The sequence below is a fragment of the uncultured Acetobacterium sp. genome (assembly GCF_927416815.1).
Lineage (GTDB): Bacteria > Bacillota > Clostridia > Eubacteriales > Eubacteriaceae > Acetobacterium.
This window is the reverse complement of sequence record NZ_CAKMJU010000143.1, coordinates 1-2,114: the sequence shown is the minus strand read 5'-3', so window position 1 is coordinate 2,114 and position 2,114 is coordinate 1. Positions and strand designations below refer to the sequence as shown.

Here is a 2,114-nt window from a genome sequence, read left to right as displayed (position 1 = left end):
CGGCATAGGTCAGGCCGACAAAGAGCACCATAATCCCCCCGATAATAAAGGCTAACGCCGCGCCCAGGGCACCGGCAGTTTCAATCCAGATGCCGGTGTTAACCACCCAGCCCCAACCAAGCATGGCGCAGCGAATAACAGATTAACAATTGGTCGGTACGGTAGTAAGGGGACAACCGATAGTTTTAACTGACAGCTCACGTAACTCAGCAATTATTCTAACAGATCCAAAAACGAAAGGAGGGTATGATCCGAAATGTGGATCATACAAAAGAAAAATGAGTGGAAAAACAAACAAGTCAAAATTTGACAAGGTCTTAAGCACCAAGGATATTTTTGTATTGGCCTTTGGCGCCATGATTGGTTGGGGCTGGGTGGTTAACACCGGCATCTGGATTGAAACTGCCGGTGCCCTGGGCGCGGCGTTAGCCTTTATTATCGGGGGGATTATGGTGCTCTTTGTCGGCCTGACCTATGCCGAACTAACCGCCGCGATGCCGCAATGTGGTGGCGAGCATGTCTTTAGTTATAAGGCGATGGGGTCGACCGGTTCCTTTATCTGTACCTGGGCGATTATCCTCGGTTATGTTAGCGTGGTGGCCTTTGAAGCCGTCGCTTTTCCGACGGTCATCCAATATTTAAGCCCGAACTTCTTGCAGGGTTACATGTACAGCGTCGCTGGCTATGATATTTATGCATCTTGGGTAGCGGTCGGGGTGGTCACCGCGATCATTATTACGGTTATTAATATTCTGGGCGCTAAAACTGCCGCCAAGGTTCAAACCATTTTCACGGCCTTGATTGCCGGTGCCGGAATCCTGCTAATTGCCGGATCGGTCGTTAATGGCGACCCAGCCAATATTTCCACAAACATGTTTGCCGGCAATATTGACTTGGGCACCACCACCCTCGGCGGGGTACTGACTGTTGCGGTAATGACACCCTTTCTATTTGTCGGTTTTGATGTCATTCCCCAGGCGGCTGAAGAAATCAACGCTGGCTTTAAGAAAATCGGTTCGATTATGATTCTCTCGATTGTCATGGCAGTGGCCTTTTATGCCCTGATCATTCTGGCGGTAGCCTATGTGATGCCCTTAAGTGCCATGGCTGATTCAACGCTGGTAACAGCCGATGCCATGGGTCTAGCCTTTAAAAGCGATATAATGACCAAGGTATTAATTGTTGGCGGGATGGCCGGGATTATTACCAGCTGGAATTCCTTCTTAATTGGCGGCAGCCGGGCGATGTTCTCGATGGCGGAATCTAACATGATTCCAAAGGTATTTGCCAAGCTGCACCCCAAATATAAAACCCCAGTATACGCGATTGCCCTGATTGGGATACTGTCTGTGATTGCGCCCTTCTTTGGTCGCCGGATGCTGGTATGGATTGTTGATGCTGGGAGCTTTGGGGTCTGTCTGGCCTATGCGATGGTGTCGCTGTCCTTCCTGATTTTAAGAAAGAAAGACCCTGCTATGAAGCGGCCATACAAGGTGCGCTATGGAACCTTTGTAGGGGTCGCGGCGGTACTGCTGTCGGGCTTGATGACGCTTTTATATGTGATCCCACTGCCCTTTGCCTCAACCGCCCTGATCTTTGAAGAATGGATCATGGCTGGTGGCTGGACACTCCTGGGAGCAATCTTCTATGGCTACTGCAAGTTCAAGTACGGGGCCGATTTTGGCGCCCATACCGATGTCGAGTACATCGATGTCGATGAAAAACCGGTCTTTGCCGGCCGCGTTGGCAGCGTCGTAGAATAGCCGCACTGGCTAGCAGTGGGTTGGTAGTCCGGCTACCGTACCGACCAATTATTAATCTGTTGTTCGCTGCGCCATGCGAAATCCGCTATGCACCTTTCGCATTGGTCGCGGGCAGTCGCCAACTACAAGCAAGCTTGTGATTGGCTCGTTGCCTGCGCGCAGAATCGGACAGGCTTGGGCCGTGTCCGCTCTGATGCAAACAACATGATGTAACAATTGTCGGTACTAAGTTATTCCTTTTGACAAGATCAAGTTTGTAAATAAAAGTTCACGTTAAAACCCGGCCTCAGTCAGAAAATCAACGGTCAAACGACCGGATTTTTGCTGGTTGTGGTCTGTTTTTGGGGCTGG

At 50.3% G+C, this 2,114-nt stretch carries 1 protein-coding gene; it reads left to right on the top strand.

All coding sequences use genetic code 11. The features are described from left to right. Nucleotides 1–278: 278 nt before the first annotated feature. Nucleotides 279–1,763: an APC family permease gene (locus QZ998_RS16555; RefSeq protein ID WP_296561985.1), complete on the top strand. Its 1,485-nt coding sequence runs from the start codon at nt 279–281 to the stop codon at nt 1,761–1,763. The last annotated feature ends 351 nt before the right edge of the window (nt 1,764–2,114 follow it).

What these genes read in the sequence shown, in the direction of transcription:
- QZ998_RS16555 (WP_296561985.1), top strand. Translation starts at nt 279, where the DNA reads ATGAGTGGAAAAACAAACAAGTCAAAATTTGACAAGGTCTTAAGCACC.